18 protein-coding genes are annotated in these 18,153 nt (G+C 63.2%); 4 read left to right on the forward strand and 14 right to left on the reverse strand.

Annotated features, from left to right (window positions below; genetic code table 11):
• The first annotated feature begins 151 nt into the window (after positions 1-151).
• Positions 152-781: a hypothetical protein gene (locus tag E0H22_RS00685; protein ID WP_430715194.1), complete on the forward strand. Its 630-nt coding sequence runs from the start codon at positions 152-154 to the stop codon at positions 779-781.
• A gap of 99 nt (positions 782-880) precedes the next feature.
• Here the strand turns inward: E0H22_RS00685 and E0H22_RS00690 are convergent, their stop codons facing one another.
• From E0H22_RS00690 to E0H22_RS00715, 7 genes are all read right to left on the reverse strand, one after another.
• Entirely contained in the window at positions 881-2,050 is a 1,170-nt protein-coding gene (locus E0H22_RS00690; RefSeq protein WP_233023868.1) for a winged helix-turn-helix domain-containing protein, read from the reverse strand.
• 197 nt (positions 2,051-2,247) lie between these two features.
• Complete coding sequence (locus E0H22_RS00695; RefSeq protein WP_233023869.1) at positions 2,248-2,457, reverse strand: cold-shock protein; 210 nt, start codon at positions 2,455-2,457, stop codon at positions 2,248-2,250.
• Between the two features lie 328 nt (positions 2,458-2,785).
• A complete protein-coding gene (gene leuC / locus E0H22_RS00700) occupies positions 2,786-4,198 on the reverse strand; it encodes a 3-isopropylmalate dehydratase large subunit (protein WP_233023870.1) in 1,413 nt (470 codons plus the stop codon).
• Between the two features lie 113 nt (positions 4,199-4,311).
• Positions 4,312-4,440 carry a hypothetical protein gene (locus E0H22_RS25905; protein ID WP_256438178.1) on the reverse strand — a complete coding sequence of 43 codons (129 nt, stop codon included), beginning with the start codon at positions 4,438-4,440 and terminating at the stop codon, positions 4,312-4,314.
• A 117-nt stretch (positions 4,441-4,557) separates the two neighbouring features.
• Positions 4,558-4,956: a 50S ribosomal protein L19 gene (rplS, locus tag E0H22_RS00705; protein ID WP_211911229.1), complete on the reverse strand. Its 399-nt coding sequence runs from the start codon at positions 4,954-4,956 to the stop codon at positions 4,558-4,560.
• Positions 4,957-5,065: 109 nt separating this feature from the next.
• A complete protein-coding gene (trmD, locus tag E0H22_RS00710; RefSeq protein WP_233023871.1) occupies positions 5,066-5,821 on the reverse strand; it encodes a tRNA (guanosine(37)-N1)-methyltransferase TrmD in 756 nt (251 codons plus the stop codon).
• A gap of 1,042 nt (positions 5,822-6,863) precedes the next feature.
• Positions 6,864-7,286, reverse strand: a complete 423-nt coding sequence (locus E0H22_RS00715; RefSeq protein WP_233023872.1) for a winged helix-turn-helix transcriptional regulator — start codon at positions 7,284-7,286, stop codon at positions 6,864-6,866.
• 132 nt (positions 7,287-7,418) lie between these two features.
• Here E0H22_RS00715 and E0H22_RS00720 point away from each other — a divergent pair, with 132 nt between their 5' ends.
• Positions 7,419-8,285: an SDR family oxidoreductase gene (locus E0H22_RS00720; RefSeq protein ID WP_233023873.1), complete on the forward strand. Its 867-nt coding sequence runs from the start codon at positions 7,419-7,421 to the stop codon at positions 8,283-8,285.
• A 144-nt stretch (positions 8,286-8,429) separates the two neighbouring features.
• Here the strand turns inward: E0H22_RS00720 and rimM are convergent, their stop codons facing one another.
• The 3 genes from rimM to ffh are packed head-to-tail and all read right to left on the reverse strand — an operon-like array spanning position 8,430 to position 10,859.
• Entirely contained in the window at positions 8,430-8,960 is a 531-nt protein-coding gene (gene rimM, locus E0H22_RS00725; protein ID WP_233023874.1) for a ribosome maturation factor RimM, read from the reverse strand.
• A gap of 3 nt (positions 8,961-8,963) precedes the next feature.
• Positions 8,964-9,287, reverse strand: coding sequence for a 30S ribosomal protein S16 (rpsP, locus tag E0H22_RS00730; protein ID WP_233023875.1), 324 nt, complete (start codon positions 9,285-9,287; stop codon positions 8,964-8,966).
• 42 nt (positions 9,288-9,329) lie between these two features.
• Positions 9,330-10,859, reverse strand: coding sequence for a signal recognition particle protein (ffh, locus tag E0H22_RS00735; RefSeq protein ID WP_233023876.1), 1,530 nt, complete (start codon positions 10,857-10,859; stop codon positions 9,330-9,332).
• A 326-nt stretch (positions 10,860-11,185) separates the two neighbouring features.
• Between ffh and E0H22_RS00740 the strand changes: the two genes are divergently transcribed.
• Positions 11,186-12,241, forward strand: coding sequence for an MBL fold metallo-hydrolase (locus E0H22_RS00740; RefSeq protein WP_233023877.1), 1,056 nt, complete (start codon positions 11,186-11,188; stop codon positions 12,239-12,241).
• Positions 12,242-12,308: 67 nt separating this feature from the next.
• On the opposite strand, the gene E0H22_RS00745 is transcribed toward E0H22_RS00740, so the two are convergent.
• Together E0H22_RS00745 and E0H22_RS00750 are read right to left on the reverse strand one after the other, a co-directional pair.
• On the reverse strand, positions 12,309-13,019 hold the full coding sequence (locus E0H22_RS00745) for an SIMPL domain-containing protein (protein ID WP_233023878.1): 711 nt from the start codon (positions 13,017-13,019) through the stop codon (positions 12,309-12,311).
• 58 nt (positions 13,020-13,077) lie between these two features.
• On the reverse strand, positions 13,078-13,818 hold the full coding sequence (locus tag E0H22_RS00750) for a GyrI-like domain-containing protein (RefSeq protein WP_233023879.1): 741 nt from the start codon (positions 13,816-13,818) through the stop codon (positions 13,078-13,080).
• A 124-nt stretch (positions 13,819-13,942) separates the two neighbouring features.
• On the opposite strand from E0H22_RS00750, the gene dapF reads away from it, so the two are divergent.
• A complete protein-coding gene (gene dapF, locus E0H22_RS00755; protein WP_233023880.1) occupies positions 13,943-14,815 on the forward strand; it encodes a diaminopimelate epimerase in 873 nt (290 codons plus the stop codon).
• Between the two features lie 145 nt (positions 14,816-14,960).
• Here the strand turns inward: dapF and E0H22_RS00760 are convergent, their stop codons facing one another.
• Positions 14,961-15,569: a glutathione S-transferase family protein gene (locus E0H22_RS00760; protein ID WP_233023881.1), complete on the reverse strand. Its 609-nt coding sequence runs from the start codon at positions 15,567-15,569 to the stop codon at positions 14,961-14,963.
• A gap of 260 nt (positions 15,570-15,829) precedes the next feature.
• Positions 15,830-18,019: a catalase/peroxidase HPI gene (gene katG, locus E0H22_RS00765; RefSeq protein WP_233023882.1), complete on the reverse strand. Its 2,190-nt coding sequence runs from the start codon at positions 18,017-18,019 to the stop codon at positions 15,830-15,832.
• Positions 18,020-18,153: the final 134 nt, after the last annotated feature.

Raw genomic sequence — 18,153 nt, forward strand, 5'->3', positions numbered from 1 at the left:
GCCCGTTTCATTTTGACGCGCTTATTCATGGCGCGTTCAGATCATCGCTCCTAGCCTGCGCATCAAGGGCGCACAGGTCACGCAGGGCCGACGCGTGCAGATTCTCATCTGCAGCGACCATGGCCGCTGCGCGACAGGGAGGATGATCGCAATGACAACAGATCGAACATCCGCGATCCGAAGCGTGATGGCACGCACGCTCGGCCTCGCCGCAACAGCTACCGTCGTGCTGTCGCTGACATCCACCGCACAAGCGCTGTCACTCAGCAACCCAGCCATGGCGCCGGCCGCCAAACAGGCGCGCGACGCGCTCACGACGCAGGTGCGCCATGGCGGCGGTCATGGCGGCGGAGGCGGCTTCCGCGGCGGCGGAGGATTCCGTGGCGGCGGTTTCCATGGCGGAGGTTTCCGCGGCGGCGGGCATGCGTTTCATGGTGGCGGCTTCCATCGGCCCGCTTTCGCGGGCGGCGGATTTCGGCACGGGCCGGCCTTTCATGGCGGCGCCATCCGCTACAGCAGACCGGCTTTCGCGCGACGCGGCGTCTACGCGCCCGCTTTTTACAGCCATCGCCGCCACTTCCACCGCCATCGCTATTTCGGGCCGCGCTATTACGGCTATTACGGCCCGCGCTACTATGGACCGAGCTACTATTACGGCCCGCGCCGCTTCTGCCGCGTGATCTGGACCTATTACGGTCCGCGCAAGATCTGCCGCTATCGCCCGTGGTATCATCGCCACTGGCACCATCGGCATCACCACCGGTTCAACGTGTATTGGTGAACTGTGACGTAGGGCGGATGAGCGAAGTGTAATCCGCCGCGGAGTCTGCACCATGAATTCGGCCGGCGGATGACGCCTTCGGCTCATCCGCCCTACGACCTATTCACCCAGCTGAAACGCCTCGAAGCGGTGCAGCTCGTCCTCGATGCGCCGCTTCCATTCCTTGCGCGGCGCTTTCTTGTCCGCGCCCTCGCCGACCCAGCTCCATTGCTGCAGCAACAGCTTGCGATTCTGCCGGTCGGCCTTGAGATCGATCGCCGCGACGATCTTGTCATCCACCAGCACCGGCAGCGCGAAATAGCCGAGCTTGCGCTTCTCCTTCGGCACATAGGCTTCGAAGCGGTGGTCGTGACCGAAAACGAGATGCGTGCGCTTGCGCTGGATGATCAGCGGATCGAATGGCGACAGCAGATGGACGAGGCCATGCGGCTCGTTCTCCGTCGCCTCGATGATCTCCGGCGTCGCCCAGTGTTCCTGCTTGCCGGCGCCTTCGAGGGCGACCGGCAGCAATTCGCCCTTGCGCATGCGCGCCTCGATCAGCTTGCGTACACCGGCCTTCGAGGGCGCATCGAGATGACAGATCGAATCCAGACTGACGATGCCCTGCGCCCGCAACGCGCGATCGAGCAGATAGGCGAATCTCTCATTGGCCGTCGCGGCTTTCGGCAAGCGATCCCAACCGAAATGCCGGAGCAGGAGATCGTAGGTCTTCAGCATGCCGGTGCGTTCGGAGACCGTGAGATGCCCTTCGAAAAACGCCAGCTGCAGCGCGCGCCTGGACGGCTTGCGACTGGCCCATTCGTGATCCTTCTCGCGCAAGACGTCGTCCTCGATATCGCGGATCGACAGCGGCCCGGCCTTCGCCAGCCGCATCACCTTGCGCTTGTCCGCCGGCGTTACCGCGGCAAACCAGCCATGGCCGTTGGTGCGATAGTATTTCATGTCGGAAATGAAGAAGCGCAGATCTGCCGTCGGCACATAGGCCAGCGCATGGGTCCAATATTCGAACACGCTCTTGTCGATGGACTGCGCCTGTTTGAGATCGACGCGTCGATAACCCGGAATGCGCGCGAACAGAATGTGATGGTGGCTGCGCTCGATGACGTTGATGGTGTCGATCTGCACATAGCCGAGATGCGCCACGGCCCGCGCCACCGCCTCCGGCCCCTCGCCGAACGGCGCGCGCTCATCGAGCCGCTGGGCGCGAAGCCAGATGCGACGGGCGGAAAGCTGATCAATCGGTACGGGCAGGATTCGAGAGCGCGGCATGGGCTGCCAGAAAAACAGAAGCAGCCACCAGCATGCAACTTCAAAACGACGCGCGCACGGCCAAACACCGCGCGATCGAGCACCGGGCGTTTGATTCGCGCATAAAAAAGCGCCCCGCCGTTTCCAGCGGGACGTTCTCCAGGCTACCGTTCAGTACATCCGTGAAACGAGCGCCGACCGAAACTTGAGGTTCCGGCTTATGCCAGCGAGAGATTCTCGGCGCTGACCTTGCCGCGCATCTTGTCGGTCTTCAGTTCGAAATTGACCTGCTGGCCTTCATTCAGGCCGCTGAGGCCGGCGCGCTCGACGGCACTGATATGCACGAACACATCCTTGCTGCCATCGTTCGGCTGAATGAAACCAAAGCCTTTGTCGCTGTTGAACCACTTCACGGTACCGGTCGTCATCACACTTCTCCAAGAACAGCCTGCCGATTTGGATGCATCAACACGATGCAGGCATGACTGTGTGTTGTTCCACACGACCTCCGTGTGGAACTATCCAATCTCAGCGAAGTCTTGGGCGAAGGGCTGCTACTGCAGCTATCGGCGAAGTCAGAGCCGTCAAATCGAATATCGCGGCACCATAGAGCAATCCAACGAAAATACAAGCGCGGCGCTAATCGCCTTGAATTGCTCGCATATGGGTTGTTCTCGTGACGACACGTATCGTCACCGCACGACGAAAACGGCCCGTCGATGCGGGCCGTTTTGTTAGTTCATCCAGCGATGATGGTCAGTGCCACTCGCGAATATCGACGAAATGACCTGCAATGGCGGCAGCCGCTGCCATTGCCGGCGACACCAGATGGGTGCGACCCTTGTGACCCTGACGGCCTTCGAAGTTGCGGTTCGAGGTGGCGGCGCAGCGCTCTTCCGGCTTCAGCTTGTCCGGATTCATCGCCAGGCACATGGAGCAGCCGGGCTCGCGCCATTCGAAGCCGGCCTTGATGAAGATCTTGTCGAGACCTTCGGCTTCCGCCTGCTCCTTCACCAGACCCGAGCCCGGCACGATCATGCCCGACACATTGCCGTTGATGGTCTTGCCTTCGACCATCTTCGCCGCGGCGCGCATGTCCTCAATGCGGCCATTGGTGCAGGAGCCGATGAAGACGCGGTCGATCTTGATGTCGGTGATCTTGGTGCCGGCGGTGAGGCCCATATAGGCCAGCGCGCGCTCCTTGGAGAGGCGCTTGGCTTCGTCCGCGATGTCGGCCGGATCCGGCACCTTGCCGGTGATCGAAATGACGTCCTCCGGCGACGTGCCCCAGGTGACGATGGGCGGCAGCTTGGCGGCATCGAGACGAATCTCGTGATCGAAATGCGCGCCTTCGTCCGAGCGCAGCGTGTCCCAGTAGCGCACCGCGCGGTCCCACATCTCGCCCTTCGGCGCCATCGGGCGGTCCTTGAGGAATTCATAGGCCACTTCATCCGGCGCGATCAGGCCGGCGCGGGCACCGCCTTCGATCGACATGTTGCAGACCGTCATGCGGCCTTCCATCGACAGCGAACGGATCGCCTCGCCGGCATATTCCAGCACATAGCCGGTGCCGCCGGCGGTGCCGATCTCGCCGATGATGGCCAAAATAATATCCTTGCCGGTGACGCCATCGGGCAGCTTGCCGTCGACGACGGCGCGCATGTTCTTCGCCTTCTTCTGGATCAGCGTCTGCGTTGCCAGCACATGCTCGACTTCCGACGTCCCGATGCCATGGGCGAGCGCGCCGAAGGCCCCGTGCGTGGAGGTGTGGCTGTCACCGCAAACGATGGTGGTGCCCGGCAGCGTAAAACCCTGCTCGGGGCCGATGACGTGGACGATGCCCTGGCGCTTGTCGAACTCGTTGTAATATTCGATACCGAATTCGCGGACGTTCTCTGCCAGAGTCCTGATCTGCTCGGCGCTTTCCGGATCGGGATTGGGCAGCGTGCGGTCGGTGGTGGGCACGTTGTGATCGACCACCGCGAGCGTCTTCGACGGCGCATGCACCTTGCGGCCGGCGGCGCGCAGACCTTCGAAAGCCTGCGGCGAGGTCACTTCATGCACCAGATGGCGGTCGATATAGAGCAGGCAGGTGCCGTCGGCGGCTTCCTCGACGAGGTGGTCGTTCCAGATCTTGTCGTACAAAGTGGTCGGCTTGGATGTTGTCATTTTGATTGGGCCTGACTTGGAAATTTCGGATCAGTTTCGCTGCCGGAAAATCTGCCGCGATGACGGCACATGGCGCGCAACCGAGAAACGGACGGCGTGACGCGTGAGATGGCTCACGCGCTTCTAAGCGCACCCACGATCGAGGTCGTGAAGCGACCGAAGAAGCGACCGGGCAGCCGACTGTGATCGTCGATGACGATGCGCAACGCATGCTGGTGCAGGTCTAGAAACATTCCAGTCATATAGCATCGGGGGAACGCAACGCCAATGCGGCAGAGGCATGCCGCATCGGCGCAACAAAAAAGCGCGGCTTGCGCCGCGCTTTTCCGAAACCAGAAATCCTCGCGTGACGCGACAGATTACTCGGCAGCAGCCGCGACCTTGGCCTTCGCAGGACGCTCGGTCTTCTTCTCGGTGATGCGGGCCGACTTGCCGCGCAGATCGCGCAGGTAATACAGCTTGGCGCGACGCACCTTGCCGCGGCGCACGACCTTGATCGAGTCGATCATCGGGGACAGCAGCGGGAACACGCGCTCGACACCCTCGCCATACGAAATCTTGCGAACGGTGAAGCTCTCATTGATGCCACCGCCGTTGCGACCGATGCAGACGCCTTCATAGGCCTGCACGCGGGTGCGCTCGCCTTCGACAACCTTCACGTTGACGATGACGGTATCGCCGGGACCGAATTCCGGAATCGACTTGGTTGCGGAAAGGCGGTCGAACTGCTCTTTTTCGAGCGTCTGAATGAGGTTCATCGAAATCTCCATCGGCGGCGCGCCCAGACGTCGGCGCGGGCTGCGCGCGAAATTCTTACCCTGCCATTGCACGGATGTGGCGCTGCTCTACAGCAAAGCGAAGCCGTTGTCACCCGTCCGTCGTGAATTTTGGCGATTTTCGCTTCCTGCCCGATTCCGGGGCTTTCGGACGGGCTGCCCACAGATCGGGCCGCCGTTTCTCAGTCAAGGCCTCGGCTTCGGCCAGCCGCCAGGCGGCGACCCTGGCGTGATCGCCGGACAGCAGGATATCCGGGATCGGCCGGCCTTCGAACACCTGCGGACGGGTGTATTGCGGGTATTCCAGTAACCCATGGGAAAAACTCTCGTCCGAGCCGGATTCGAGCTTGCCCATCACACCCGGCAGCAGCCGCACGCAGGCGTCGATCAGGGTCATCGCGGCGATTTCGCCGCCGGAGAGCACGTAGTCGCCGATCGAGACCTCCTCGAGCCCGCGGGCGTCGATGACGCGCTGGTCGATGCCCTCGAAACGGCCGCAGACGATCAGCGGCCCCGGCCCGGCGGCGAGTTCCGCCACGCGCGACTGGGTCAACGGCCGACCGCGCGGGCTCATCATCAGCCTGGGGCGCTCCGCTGCGGCCTCTACGGCATCGATGGCCGCGGCCAGCACATCGGCGCGCAGCACCATGCCCGGCCCGCCGCCGGCCGGCGTGTCATCGACGCTGCGATGCCTGTCGGTGGCGGACGCACGGATGTCCCGTGCTTCCAGCGACCAGAGGCCGGAGGCCAGCGCGCGGCCCGCGAGGCTGATGCCCAGCGGCCCCGGAAACATCTCGGGAAACAGCGTCAGCACGGTGGCGCGCCAGGGGGATGATACGGAGGTCATGGCTCTCCATCGCGCGTTGCGTGCGGGGCGTCAAACGCGGTGCCTTCATGCGCGGGCTTGCCCCGCGTATCCGTGCCTTCCGACTTTAGGCAGCTAACCCACAAAGGCGTACGCCGGGTGCTATTGATGACTACACAACCGATTTTGGCTGGTGCAATCTGCCAAAATGACAAGGCTGCGTCTCGGATTAGCACGGATCGCGACATTTCTCGCCACGGTCTTCTTTTACACGTGGCTGACCGTTAAGGGCGTTGTAGCCCTTGTAGGGGCTACGACCGTCGGTGACGATTACAATCAATTAGTTGAGCGGCTACCGGGTGTTCTAAATTGGCTATTCTCGACGCCATCTTGGGTACCGGCAGTTCTCGCTTCTGTGCTGACGGGATTCCTTATTTGGTTATCATGGCCGTCTCGGCAACCATTTCTCGCTAACCACGACGGCAGCGAGAATTCGCCGTCGGAACCGATAACGAGGGGAGGACAACACCATCCGCCATCAGACAATTGGATATCTGATTTGCGGCTTGTCCCCTCGGATCCCGCGAGGATCATGTCCCTTGTAATAACCCCCGCTGTGGGAGGATGCCAGCTCGGGATTTTTGTGGACCTGAGCTATTGGCGAACCTCTATATCTCGAGCTGGATGGAGCGAGCCAGAGCGTCTGTACCTTGGCGACACACAGTTGCGCGCTAAGAATCTCAAATTCTCGCTACCCGTCATCGAGAAAACGACACCGGAGAATCCGCTAAAAGGCTGGCTTTGGAAGTGTCTGGATACTAACGGAAATCCGTCGGGCGGCCAGCCCTGCTTCATTCATGGGAAGCTGCGCGCTGTCTTTGTGTTTATTGACGCGAATGGGCGCGAGCAGAAATTTCCATTTCTGATGCTCAAAGAAATCGGCAACCCCGACGTTGCGCCCTTCCACCCGCTACGACTTCGAACATTTAGGCGATTGCGGATAGCTCGATTGAACAGATCGGCCAACGTAGTAAGCAGCCTGCGTATTTGACACCTAAAGCCGAAATTGTAGGACGGCGCCTTCTCAAGCCGCCGAAATATATTCGCTGGTGTCCGCCGCATCGAAGGCGGTGCGGGAGGCCTTGATCTCGGCAAAGCTGCGCTCGGCCCAGTCGATCAAGCTCGCCAGCGGCGCCATTGCGGACTGGCCGAGCGGCGACAGGCGGTATTCGACCGATGGCGGCTTGGTCGGGAAGACGTGGCGCGTGATCAGCCCGTCGCGCTGCAGATCGCGCAGCGACTGGGTCAACATCCGCTTGGAAATATCCGGCACGGCGCGCTGCAGTTCGCTGAAGCGGCGCGGTTTTGCAGCCAGCGCCACCAGCAGCAGCGAGGTCCATTTATCGCCGATGCGGTCCAGCACATTGCGGACCGGACAGCCCTCGGCATCGAAGCCCTGGGCCTGCCATTCCTCGAAACGGGTCGCCAGGGGCGCATCATTGGGCATCGGAAGACTCCTAGGGGCCGGAGGGAGGTCACCTGCAGGTAACCTGGCGAGAAAAACCTGCCTCCTTACGGAAACGGGATGCGGTCTCTATTCAAGACTTACTGTTCATCAGAGACCATATAGGAATCCAGCATGTCGAACCACCGTATTCTCGTCACCGCAGCCAATGGCCAGCTCGGCCGCCTCACCATCGCCGCGCTGCTGGCGCGCGTTCCCGCCAGCCAGATCGTCGCCGGCATGCGCGATCCGGCCAAAGGCGCCGATCTCGCCGCGCAGGGCGTGACCGTCGTCGCGGCCGATTACAGCAAGCCGGAGACGCTGGACGCCGCCTTCAAGGGCATCGACCGCGCGCTGCTGATCTCCTCGAACGAACTCGGCCAGCGCGTGGCGCAGCACCGCAATGCCATCGAGGCGGCCAAGCGCGCCGGCGTGAAGCTGATCGCCTATACGAGCGTGCTGCGTGCGGACACGTCGAAACTCTCGGTCGCACTGGAGCATCTGCCGACGGAAGAGCTGATCCGCGCCTCGGGCGTGCCCTTCGTGCTGTTGCGTAATGGCTGGTACACGGAGAACTACACTGCCTCGATCCCCGCCGCATTGGCGCATAATGCGCTCATCAGCAGCGCCGGCGATGGCCGCATCGCATCGGCATCGCGCGCAGACTATGCTGCCGCGGCGGCGGCCGTGCTCGCGGAAGAAGGTCACGCCGGCAAGGTCTATGAGCTGGGCGGCGACGAGGCTTTCACGCTGGAGCAGTTTGCAGCGGAGATCACAAAACAATCCGGCAAGACTGTTGCCTATGTCCGCCTACCCGAAGCCGACTTCAAGGCGGCGCTGCTCGGGGCGGGGCTGCCGCCAGAACTTGCGGAGCTGATTGCGACGTCGGATACGGCGGCAGCGGACGGCGCACTGTTCGACGACAGCCGCACCCTCGGCAAGCTGATCGGACGGAAGACGACATCGTTTGCAGAGACGATCAGGGAAGCACTGGCGAGCTAAGAAATCGTGTCCCGGACGCAGTGCATCACGACGTGGTGGGCTGCTGAGCCGGGACCGTGCCAGACGCCAGCGTTTGCCGCGATCCCGGCTCTGCGAAGCGGCACAAGAGCGCCGCACCGCGTCCGGGACACGAGGAGCTGAACTTTAGTCCTCAGCCGCGGCGGGATCGTCGCCATCGATCTCGCCCGGCATTTCGATCACCACTTTGCCGCCCGCGATATCGACGGTCGGCACCACGGCATCGGTGAACGGCAGCATCAATGTCGGCCCCGAAGGCGGCGCGATCTCGATGATGTCGCCGGCGCCGAAATCATGCATCGCGACGACACGGCCGATCGCCTCGCCCGCGGCAGTCTCCGCAGCGAGTCCGATCAGGTCCGCGTGGTAATACTCACCGTCCTCGGTGTCGGGCAGCGCATCGCGCGCCACAAAAAGCTCGACGCCATTGAGGCGGGCGGCGGCATCGCGATCGGTGACGCCTTTCAGCGTCGCCACCAGATGCCCCTTGGCCTCACGCACGTTGTCGATCTCGATGGTCCGCTTGCCGTCTTTCGTGGCAAGCGGCCCGTAGTCGAGCACGGCATACGGATCTTCCGTAAAGGTCCATAGCCGGACCTGACCGCGCACCCCATGCGGCGCGCCGATGCGCGCGACGCAGATTTGCGCTGAGGTCACGTCTTACTTGCCGGCTTCGGCGGCCTTGCGCTCCTTGCGCGGCACGGCCTTCTCGGGATTGTTGCGCGGCTCGCGCTTCTTGACGCCGGCGGCATCGAGGAAGCGGGCAACGCGGTCCGACGGCTGGGCGCCCTTGGCGAGCCAGGACTTCACCTTCTCCATGTCGAGCTTCAGGCGCAGCTCGTTGTCCTTGGCGAGCAGCGGATTGAAGTAGCCGAGACGCTCGATGAAGCGGCCATCGCGCGGGAAGCGCGAGTCGGCGACGACGACGTGATAGACGGGACGCTTCTTGGTGCCTGCGCGGGCGAGGCGGATAACGACGGACATGTAAAGCTCCTGGGTATTCGTTCGAATGTGATGTGAAGTTCGTTATTTCTTTTTCCCGAAACCGGGAAAGCCGCCGAGACCTGGTTTTCCAAGGCCTGGCAGCGTCGGTTTGCCCAGACCTGGCAGGCCCGGGAAATTCTTCGGCAATTCAGGCAGCGCGCCCGGCCCCTGCGGCAGCTTCTCGGCCATCGCCTTGACCTGCTCGGGCGACGGCATGGCGCCGCCGCCGAACCCCATCGCCTGGGCGAGGCCGGCCATCGGGCCGCGCTTGCCGGAGCCCATGGCCTTCATCATATCGGCCATGTTCCGGTGCATCTTCAGCACCTTGTTGACTTCCTCGACCTTGAGGCCGGCGCCGGCGGCGATCCTCTTTTTACGGCTGGCCTTGAGGATATCGGGCGACTTGCGCTCCTGACGCGTCATGGAATCGATGACGGCGATCTGGCGCTTCACCACGCGGTCGTCGAGACCGGCAGCGGCGATCTGGTTCTTCATCTTGGCGATGCCGGGCATCATGCCCATCAGACCGGAGAGACCGCCCATATTGGTCATCTGGATGAGCTGCTCGCGCATGTCGTTCAGATCGAACTGACCCTTGCGCATGCGCTCGGCGGTGCGCGCGGCCTTCTCGGCGTCGATGCTGGCGGCAGCCTTCTCGACCAGCGAGACAACGTCGCCCATGCCGAGAATGCGGCCGGCGATACGACTCGGATGGAAATCTTCCAGCGCATCGGTCTTTTCGCCGGTGCCGATCAGCTTGATCGGCTTGCCGGTGACGGCGCGCATCGACAGCGCGGCGCCGCCGCGGCCGTCGCCGTCCACGCGGGTCAGCACGATGCCGGTGAGGCCGACGCGCTCGTTGAAGGAGCGCGCGAGATTGACGGCGTCCTGACCGGTCAGCGAGTCCGCGACCAGCAGCACTTCATGCGGATTGGCCGTCGACTTGATGGTCGCAGCTTCCTGCATCATGTCTTCGTCGAGCGTGGTGCGGCCGGCGGTGTCGAGCAGCACGACGTCGTAGCCGCCGAGCTTCGCGGCTTCGATCGCGCGCTTGGCGATCTGTTCGGGCTGCTGGCCGGCGACGATCGGCAGGGTCGGCACGTCGAGATCGCGGCCGAGCACCGCGAGCTGCTCCATGGCGGCCGGACGATAGACGTCGAGCGAAGCCATCAGCACCTTGCGCTTGTCGCGCTGGGTGAGGCGGCGGGCGAGCTTTGCGGTCGTCGTGGTCTTACCGGAGCCCTGCAGACCGACCATCATGATGGCGACCGGCGGCACGGCGTTGAAATCGAGGCCGCCCTCGTCCTCGGCGCCGAGCGTCTTGACCAGTTCGTCATGGACGATCTTGACGACCATCTGGCCGGGCTTGACCGACTTGACGACGGTGGCGCCGATGGCCTGCTCACGCACGCGATCGGTGAAGGAGCGGACGACTTCGAGCGCGACGTCGGCCTCGAGCAGCGCCCGGCGCACTTCGCGCATCGCGGAATCGACATCAGCCTCCGACAGCGCACCGCGCCCGGTGAGCTTATCGAGAATTCCGCCAAGCCGTTCCGACAGATTGTCGAACATCGCGTACCGCTTCCGAATGCCATCCCCGAGGGAAAGGCGATGAACAAAACACTTTCGCGCCCGAGGGCGCATCGCGCTGTCGGGCGTTGACCTCCGGACTCTCGGTCCGGTCGGCGGGTCGAAAAGAAGACTTTCCGAGAATTTGCGAGGGACTTACGGCCGGAGGTGGGCGGAGTCAAGGAATTTCGGCCGCGCGCGCCCCTCGGGGGCAGGCAAGCTATTGTCTAAAAACAGCTTTCTCGGGATTTCCCTGACTGCATCTTTGACGTTTGGCAAATTGCCGCTCCGGAACTACATGTGAGCAATCACTCACCGCTGTTCCTCGCATGATTTCCCGCCGCAAGCTTCTCGCCTCCATCGGCGCCGTCACCGCCACCGGTGTCTCGGCTTTCTGGATTTCCCGCATGCCCAATTACACCGGCCCCGTCTCGGACCATTTCGACGGCAAGGTTTTCTTCGATCCCGATGGCGCGCCGCCGAAATCGCTCGGCGAAGTGCTGCGCTGGCAGTTCGGCGGCGGGCGCAAGCGGGAAGTCTGGCCGGACTGGGTGGAGAACGAATTCGCCGACACCCCGCCAGCGAAGGTCGAGAGCGGCATCAGGCTGTCCTATGTCGGCCATGCCTCCTGGCTGATCCAGACGGCGGGAATCAACATCCTGTTCGATCCGGTGTGGTCGGACCGCGTTTCGCCGTTCTCCTTCGCAGGACCGCAACGTCACAACGCGCCGGGCATCGCATTCGACAAACTACCGAAAATCGATGTCGTGCTGGTCTCGCACGGGCATTACGACCACCTCGACATTCCCACGTTGTCGAAGCTGCAGGCGAGTTTCGCACCGCGGGTGATCACGCCGCTGGGCAACGACGTGACCATGACAAGCGGCGACAGCGCCATCAAAGCCGAGGCCTATGACTGGAAGGATCGCGTTGAGCTCGGCAACGGCGTTGCGGCGACGCTGGTGCCGACGCGGCACTGGACGGCACGCGGCCTGTTCGATCGCAACCGCTGCCTGTGGGCGAGCTTCGTGCTGGAGACGCCGAGCGGCAAGCTCTACATCGTCGGCGACAGCGGCTATGGCGACGGCGGGCACTTTCGCCGCGTGCGCGAAGCGCATGGCGATATCCGGCTCGCGATTCTCCCCATTGGGGCCTATGAGCCGCGCTGGTTCATGAAAGACCAGCATATGAACCCGGAAGACGCCGTGAAGGCGCTGAACGACTGCGGCGCGCGGCAGGCACTCGCAAGCCACCACTCCACGTTTCAGCTGACGGACGAGGCGATCGACGGGCCGGTGAAAGGATTGACGGCCGCGCTCGCGGCGGCGGAGATGCCTCAGGACAGATTTGTGACGTTGAAGCCCGGTCAAGTGTTCGAGATTTAGATGTTCGTCCCGGACGCGACGCAGCACGCCGCCCTCGCAGCGAAGCTTCGCGTCCGGCACAAGAACATCACTGCCCCGACTTGATCTCCCAGCTCACGCTGACATTCACCCGCAACGTCTCTTCGCCCTGCGCAACCGGCGCCGAGGCGAAATCGGCGGAGGCCTTGCGCGCCATCATCGGGATCGGCGGCGGATTGGCGCCATCTTCGGAAATGTTGATCGGCTTGCCGAGCGTGACGCCGGCAGCTTTCGCATAGAGCTCGGCCTTGCGGCGCGCATCGGCAATCGCTTGCGTCCGCGCGTCGTCGAGCAGTTGCGACGCCTTGGTCACGATAAAATTGATGCCGCCAACCTCGTTCGCACCAGAGGTCACCAGTGTATCGATGGTGCTCGCGACCTTGGTCACGTCATGCACACGGATCGTCACGCGATTGCTGGCACGATAGCCGGTGATGACGTTCGGGCCGGGATTGGGCCTGGTCTGCTGCGCATATTGCGGAAACAGCGACAGCCGCGACGTCTGCATGTCCTTCTCGTCAATGCCGGCGCCCTTCAGCGCAGCCAGCACCTTGGCCATCGCGGCGTTGTTCGCCTCCGACGCCTCGCGCGCCGTTTTGGCCTCCGAGGTGACGCCACCATCGACGAGTGCGAGATCCGGTGGCACCGAGACGGTACCTTCACCGGACACCGTGATCATCGGTGGCGTGGGCGCCTGTGCGAAGGCGGGCGTGGCGATAAGCGCAATGCCGAAAGCGGCGAGTGTCAGATGATGTTTCATGCGGGGTTTGTCGGCATCGTCCAAGGCTCTTTTATGACGAGGCTCTTTTATGACCAAACTACTTCAGCGGCACGAAGACATTGATGACCAGCTTGTCTTCCGCGGTCTTTAGCGGATCGGTCATGTATTCCTCGATGAACGTATCTTTGGCTTCCAGCTTCTTGTCGTCGAGGTGGTTGGTGATCGCCTCGTAGGTGTTGTCCATGTTGTCGTAGGACCCGCGATGGACGAATTTCAGCGCACGGCCTTCCGGTGACTTGCCCATGCTCATGTTCTTCGGAAGATTCTTCAGCTCCTGATCGACCGGCATCTCCGCGAAGAAGGTGAAGCCGGTGTCGTCGGTGGAGGTGTAGACGATCAGCGGATTGCCCGACGGCTTGACCTTCTGCTTGTCCAGGAACGTGGTCAGCTGCTTGAACGCATCCATCAGCGTGTCGAAGGCCGAGTCCCAGTTCGCCTTGCCCGTATAAGTGAGCACCTGCCTGGACGTCAGCGTGTTTTCCTCGCCGAACGGATCGGCGGCCTGGACCGGTGCCGGTGCCGGCGTCGCAGGGGTAGCGGGCGCCTCGGCGGCAGCGGGCGGAGCGGCTGGTGCTGCGGGGGCGGCCGGTGTGGCGGGGGCCGCAGGCGCAGCCGGGGTCGGCGCCGGGGCCGACGGAGTGGGCGTCGTCTCCGCGGGCTTCGTCTCGGCCGGGGGCGTGGCAGGCGGCGATTGCGCCCAGACTGCAACGTTCAGCGACAGCACGGCGGCCGAGGTCAGCGCGGCGGCAGTGGCGAAGCGGGACAGGGAGCGGAACATGCAGGAAGTCTCCAATGGCAGCCGGCGCGGCGAACAGATACCGATGGTAACATGCGTCGCCAATGGCCGCACTGGCCATTGCGGCCCGTCTCGCCATATAAAGCGGGCAACATCAGGACAAACCATGAGCGCGCTGGCCAACCACTCCTTCGCCAAGATGAACGGCATCGGCAACGAGATCGTCGTGATCGACATGCGGGACACCACCGCGCCGATCACCCCGGCCGATGCGCGCGCCGTGGCCGGCCCCGCGGGCATCGCCTATGACCAGCTGATGGTGCTCACGAAGCCGCGCCTGCCCGGCACCGAGGCTTTCGTCTCGATCTACAACAATGACGGCTCCGAAGCCGGCGCCTGCGGCAACGGCATGCGCTGCGTGGCGCAGCAGACCTTTGCCGGCACGGACAAGACCGGCCTCACATTCGAGACCCGGGCCGGCCTGATCAATTGCTGGCGCAGCGTGGACGGCGAGACCTTCACGGTGGACATGGGCATTCCGAAGTTCGGCTGGCAGGACATTCCTCTCGCCGAGGAATTCCGCGACACCCGCGGCATCGAATTGCAGATCGGCCCGATCGACGCCCCGATCCTGCACACGCCCTCGGTGGCGAGCATGGGCAATCCGCATGCGATCTTCTGGGTCGACGACATCCACGCCTACGACCTCGAACGCTTCGGACCGCTGCTGGAGAACCATCCGATTTTCCCGGAACGCGCCAACATCACCCTCGCCCATATCGTCGACCGCGAGCATATCGTGATGCGTACCTGGGAACGCGGCGCCGGCCTCACCAAGGCGTGCGGCACGGCCGCTTGCGCGACGGCCGTCTCGGCCGCGCGCCTGCGCCGAACCGAACGCAAGGTGCATATGACCCTGCCCGGCGGCGACCTCGTGATCGACTGGCGCGAGAGCGACGACCACGTGCTCATGACCGGCGGCGCGACCTTCGAATATGAAGGCCGCTTCGATCCCGCGCTGTTCGCCTCGGTGGCGTGAATCGAAACTCAAATTTTGTCCCGGACGCGATGCGGCACGAAGTGCCGCCTCGCGGAGCCGGGATCGTTACGAACTCCCGCGTTTGATACGGTCCCGGCTCTGCGGAGCAACGTTACGCATTGCACCGCGTCCGGACACGATGTCTTCAATCCAGCTTCTCGCCCGACGCGTATTCTTCGGCGCGCTTGAAGGCCGGACGCGCGGCGCAGCGGTCCAGATAGCGTTCGAAGGCCGGACGCGACGGCACCATCTTGAACAGGCGGATCGCAAAATTCAGGCCGGAGCCGATGGCGATGTCGGCGGCCGAAAACTGCTCGCCGAGAATCCACGGACCTTCTTCCAGCGCGGCTTCGAGGACATCGAACACGCGCTGCGCATCGCCCCAGCCTGCTGCGACCGTATTCATCTCGATCTTGGTGGCGATCTGCACGATGGCCGGCTCGATGCAGCTCGGCGCGAAGAACAGCCAATAGAGATATTTGGCGCGATGGGAATCGCCCAGCGGCGGAGCAAGCTTCGCTTCGGGATAGCGCTCGGCAACATAAGTGCAGATCGCCGCGGCTTCCGCCATGGTGGCCTCGCCATCCTGCAGCGCCGGCACCTTGCCCATTGGATTCACTGCAAGGAATTCCAACGTGCGCTGCGAGCCTTTCTGGATGTCGATCAGCACGCGCTCATAGGGAACGCCGGTCTCTTCCATCAACCACAGAGCAGTGAACGATCGCGAACGCGGCGACCAGTAGAGTTTCATCATCGGACACCTCCCGTTTTGGAGAAGATAGTTCTGCGAGGATTCGACGAACGGCGCAAGGCGGTGAACCAAACACAATCCCTCATGGTGAGGAGGCGCGCAGCGCCGTCTCGAACCATGAGATGCCCTGGCTCGGCGTGCGTGGCCATGGTTCGAGACGCGCGCGTTGCGCGCTCCTCACCATGAGGACGGAGTGGAACGGAAAAGAAAAAGCCCCCGCGACATGGTCGCGAGGGCTTCGTTGTTAGGTGCGCAGTGGTTGCCTACTCGGCTGCCTGCAGCGTCTTCGGCTTGTCGGCGAGATCGAAGCGGTCCGCATTCATCACCTTGGTCCAGGCCTTGACGAAGTCCTTCACGAACTTCTCCTTGGCGTCGCTGGAGCCATAGACCTCGGCAATCGCACGCAGCTGGGCATGGGAGCCGAAGATCAGATCGACACGGGTGGCCGTCCACTTCACCGCATTGGTCTTGCGGTCGCGGCCTTCATAGGTGTTCTCGCCGTTCGGCGCCCACACCGTGCCCATGTCGAGCAGGTTGACGAAGTAGTCGTTCGTCAGCGTACCCACCTTCGAGGTGAAGACGCCATGCTTGCTGTCGCCGACATTGGCGCCGAGGACGCGCAGGCCGCCGACCAGCACCGTCATTTCCGGCGCGGTGAGGGTGAGCAGCTGCGCCCGATCGACCAGCGCTTCCTCCAGCTTCATGAACTGCGTCTTCTTGCTGTTCACATAGTTGCGGAAGCCATCGGCGCGCGGCTCGAGCGGCGCGAACGACTGCACGTCGGTCTGGTCCTGGGTCGCATCGCCACGGCCCGGCAGGAACGGCACGGTGACCGTGACGCCCGCATCCTTCGCAGCCTTTTCCACGGCAGCCGAACCGGCAAGCACGATCAGGTCGGCGAGCGAGATCTTGCCGCTCTCCTTCTGAATCGCTTCCAGCTTGCCCAACACCTTGGCGAGCTGCGCCGGCTGGTTGACTTCCCAGTCCTTCTGCGGCGCGAGGCGGACCCGCGCGCCGTTGGCACCACCGCGCTTGTCAGAGCCACGGAAGGTCGAGGCCGACGCCCAGGCGGTGCCGATGAGTTCGGAAACCGAAAGACCCGAGGCCAGAACCTTCGCCTTGAGATCGGCGATGTCCTTGTCACCGAGAGCCGGCTTGTCGTTGGCCGGAACGCGATCCTGCCAGATCAGTTCTTCCTGCGGCACCAGCTTGCCGCGATAACGCACGAACGGCCCCATGTCGCGATGGGTCAGCTTGAACCAGGCGCGGGCGAAGGCATCGGCGAACTGATCGGGATTCTCGTAGAAGCGGCGCGAGATCTTTTCGTAGATCGGATCGAAGCGCAGCGCGAGATCTGAGGTGAGCATGGTCGGCAGCAGCTTCTTCGACGCGTCATGCGCATGCGGGATATCCGCGGTCGCATTCTTCGCCACCCACTGATGCGCGCCGGCCGGGCTCTTGGTCAGTTCCCACTCGTACTTGAACAGATTGTCGAAGAAATGGTTGCTCCACTTGGTCGGCGTCTGCGTCCAGGTCACTTCGAGGCCGCTACCGATGGCATCGCCGCCGATGCCGGTGCCGAACTTGCTCTTCCAGCCGAGGCCCTGGGCTTCCAGCTCGGCGCCTTCCGGATCGACACCGACCAGCGATGCATCGCCGGCACCGTGGGTTTTGCCGAAGGTGTGACCGCCGGCAATCAACGCCACGGTTTCTTCGTCATTCATGGCCATGCGGAAGAAGGTTTCGCGGATATCGCGCGCCGAAGCGAGCGGATCTGGCGTGCCGTTCGGGCCTTCCGGATTGACATAGATGAGGCCCATCTGCACGGCGCCGAGCGGCTCCGCAAGCTGCCGTTCGCCGCTATAGCGCTCGTCGCCGAGCCAGGTGCCTTCCGGACCCCAATAGAGTTCTTCCGGCTCCCACACATCGGCGCGGCCGCCGGCGAAACCGAAGGTTTTGAAGCCCATGGATTCGAGCGCGACGTTGCCGGTGAGGATCATCAGATCAGCCCAGGAAATCTTGTTGCCGTATTTCTGCTTGATCGGCCACAGCAGGCGGCGGGCCTTGTCGAGGTTGACGTTATCGGGCCACGAATTCAGCGGCGCGAAACGCTGCTGGCCCTGGCCGGCGCCGCCGCGGCCGTCGGTGATGCGATAGGTGCCTGCCGAATGCCAGGCCATGCGGATGAACAGGCCGCCATAGTGGCCGAAGTCCGCCGGCCACCAGTCCTGCGAATCGGTCATCAGCGCCGTCAGGTCCTTGATGACGGCATCGAGATCAAGCTTCTCGAATTCCTTGGCGTAATCGAACGCCTCGCCCATCGGATCGGCCGAGGGATGGTTGGTGTGGAGAATGCCGACATCGAGATGCTCCGGCCACCAGCCGCGATTGTTCTGGCCCTTGCTTCCATGAATCACCGGGCACTTGCCGGCGCCATCAGTCTTCGCGTCCATCTCGTTCTCCTTCGGCTGTTGGCGAGCGGCCCGCAGCGATCCGGGGATCACCGCGCCAAAACCACTCAATTTTCCAAAAGCTCTATCTTTTCAATTGCCTGACGAATTTCGGCGGCAGGCGAGCGCCCACCATG

It is taken from the genome of Rhodopseudomonas boonkerdii (assembly GCF_021184025.1).
Lineage (GTDB): Bacteria > Pseudomonadota > Alphaproteobacteria > Rhizobiales > Xanthobacteraceae > Tardiphaga > Tardiphaga boonkerdii.

Bases quoted from the DNA above. Each gene is read 5' to 3' on its own strand.
- E0H22_RS00685 (WP_430715194.1), top strand. From the start codon at position 152: ATGACAACAGATCGAACATCCGCGATCCGAAGCGTGATGGCACGCACG.
- E0H22_RS00690 (WP_233023868.1), bottom strand. From the start codon at position 2,050: ATGCCGCGCTCTCGAATCCTGCCCGTACCGATTGATCAGCTTTCCGCC.
- E0H22_RS00695 (WP_233023869.1), bottom strand. From the start codon at position 2,457: ATGACGACCGGTACCGTGAAGTGGTTCAACAGCGACAAAGGCTTTGGT.
- leuC (WP_233023870.1), bottom strand. From the start codon at position 4,198: ATGACAACATCCAAGCCGACCACTTTGTACGACAAGATCTGGAACGAC.
- E0H22_RS25905 (WP_256438178.1), bottom strand. From the start codon at position 4,440: ATGACTGGAATGTTTCTAGACCTGCACCAGCATGCGTTGCGCATCGTC.
- rplS (WP_211911229.1), bottom strand. From the start codon at position 4,956: ATGAACCTCATTCAGACGCTCGAAAAAGAGCAGTTCGACCGCCTTTCC.
- trmD (WP_233023871.1), bottom strand. From the start codon at position 5,821: ATGACCTCCGTATCATCCCCCTGGCGCGCCACCGTGCTGACGCTGTTT.
- E0H22_RS00715 (WP_233023872.1), bottom strand. From the start codon at position 7,286: ATGCCCAATGATGCGCCCCTGGCGACCCGTTTCGAGGAATGGCAGGCC.
- E0H22_RS00720 (WP_233023873.1), top strand. From the start codon at position 7,419: ATGTCGAACCACCGTATTCTCGTCACCGCAGCCAATGGCCAGCTCGGC.
- rpsP (WP_233023875.1), bottom strand. From the start codon at position 9,287: ATGTCCGTCGTTATCCGCCTCGCCCGCGCAGGCACCAAGAAGCGTCCC.
- ffh (WP_233023876.1), bottom strand. From the start codon at position 10,859: ATGTTCGACAATCTGTCGGAACGGCTTGGCGGAATTCTCGATAAGCTC.
- E0H22_RS00740 (WP_233023877.1), top strand. From the start codon at position 11,186: ATGATTTCCCGCCGCAAGCTTCTCGCCTCCATCGGCGCCGTCACCGCC.
- E0H22_RS00745 (WP_233023878.1), bottom strand. From the start codon at position 13,019: ATGAAACATCATCTGACACTCGCCGCTTTCGGCATTGCGCTTATCGCC.
- E0H22_RS00750 (WP_233023879.1), bottom strand. From the start codon at position 13,818: ATGTTCCGCTCCCTGTCCCGCTTCGCCACTGCCGCCGCGCTGACCTCG.
- dapF (WP_233023880.1), top strand. From the start codon at position 13,943: ATGAGCGCGCTGGCCAACCACTCCTTCGCCAAGATGAACGGCATCGGC.
- E0H22_RS00760 (WP_233023881.1), bottom strand. From the start codon at position 15,569: ATGATGAAACTCTACTGGTCGCCGCGTTCGCGATCGTTCACTGCTCTG.
- katG (WP_233023882.1), bottom strand. From the start codon at position 18,019: ATGGACGCGAAGACTGATGGCGCCGGCAAGTGCCCGGTGATTCATGGA.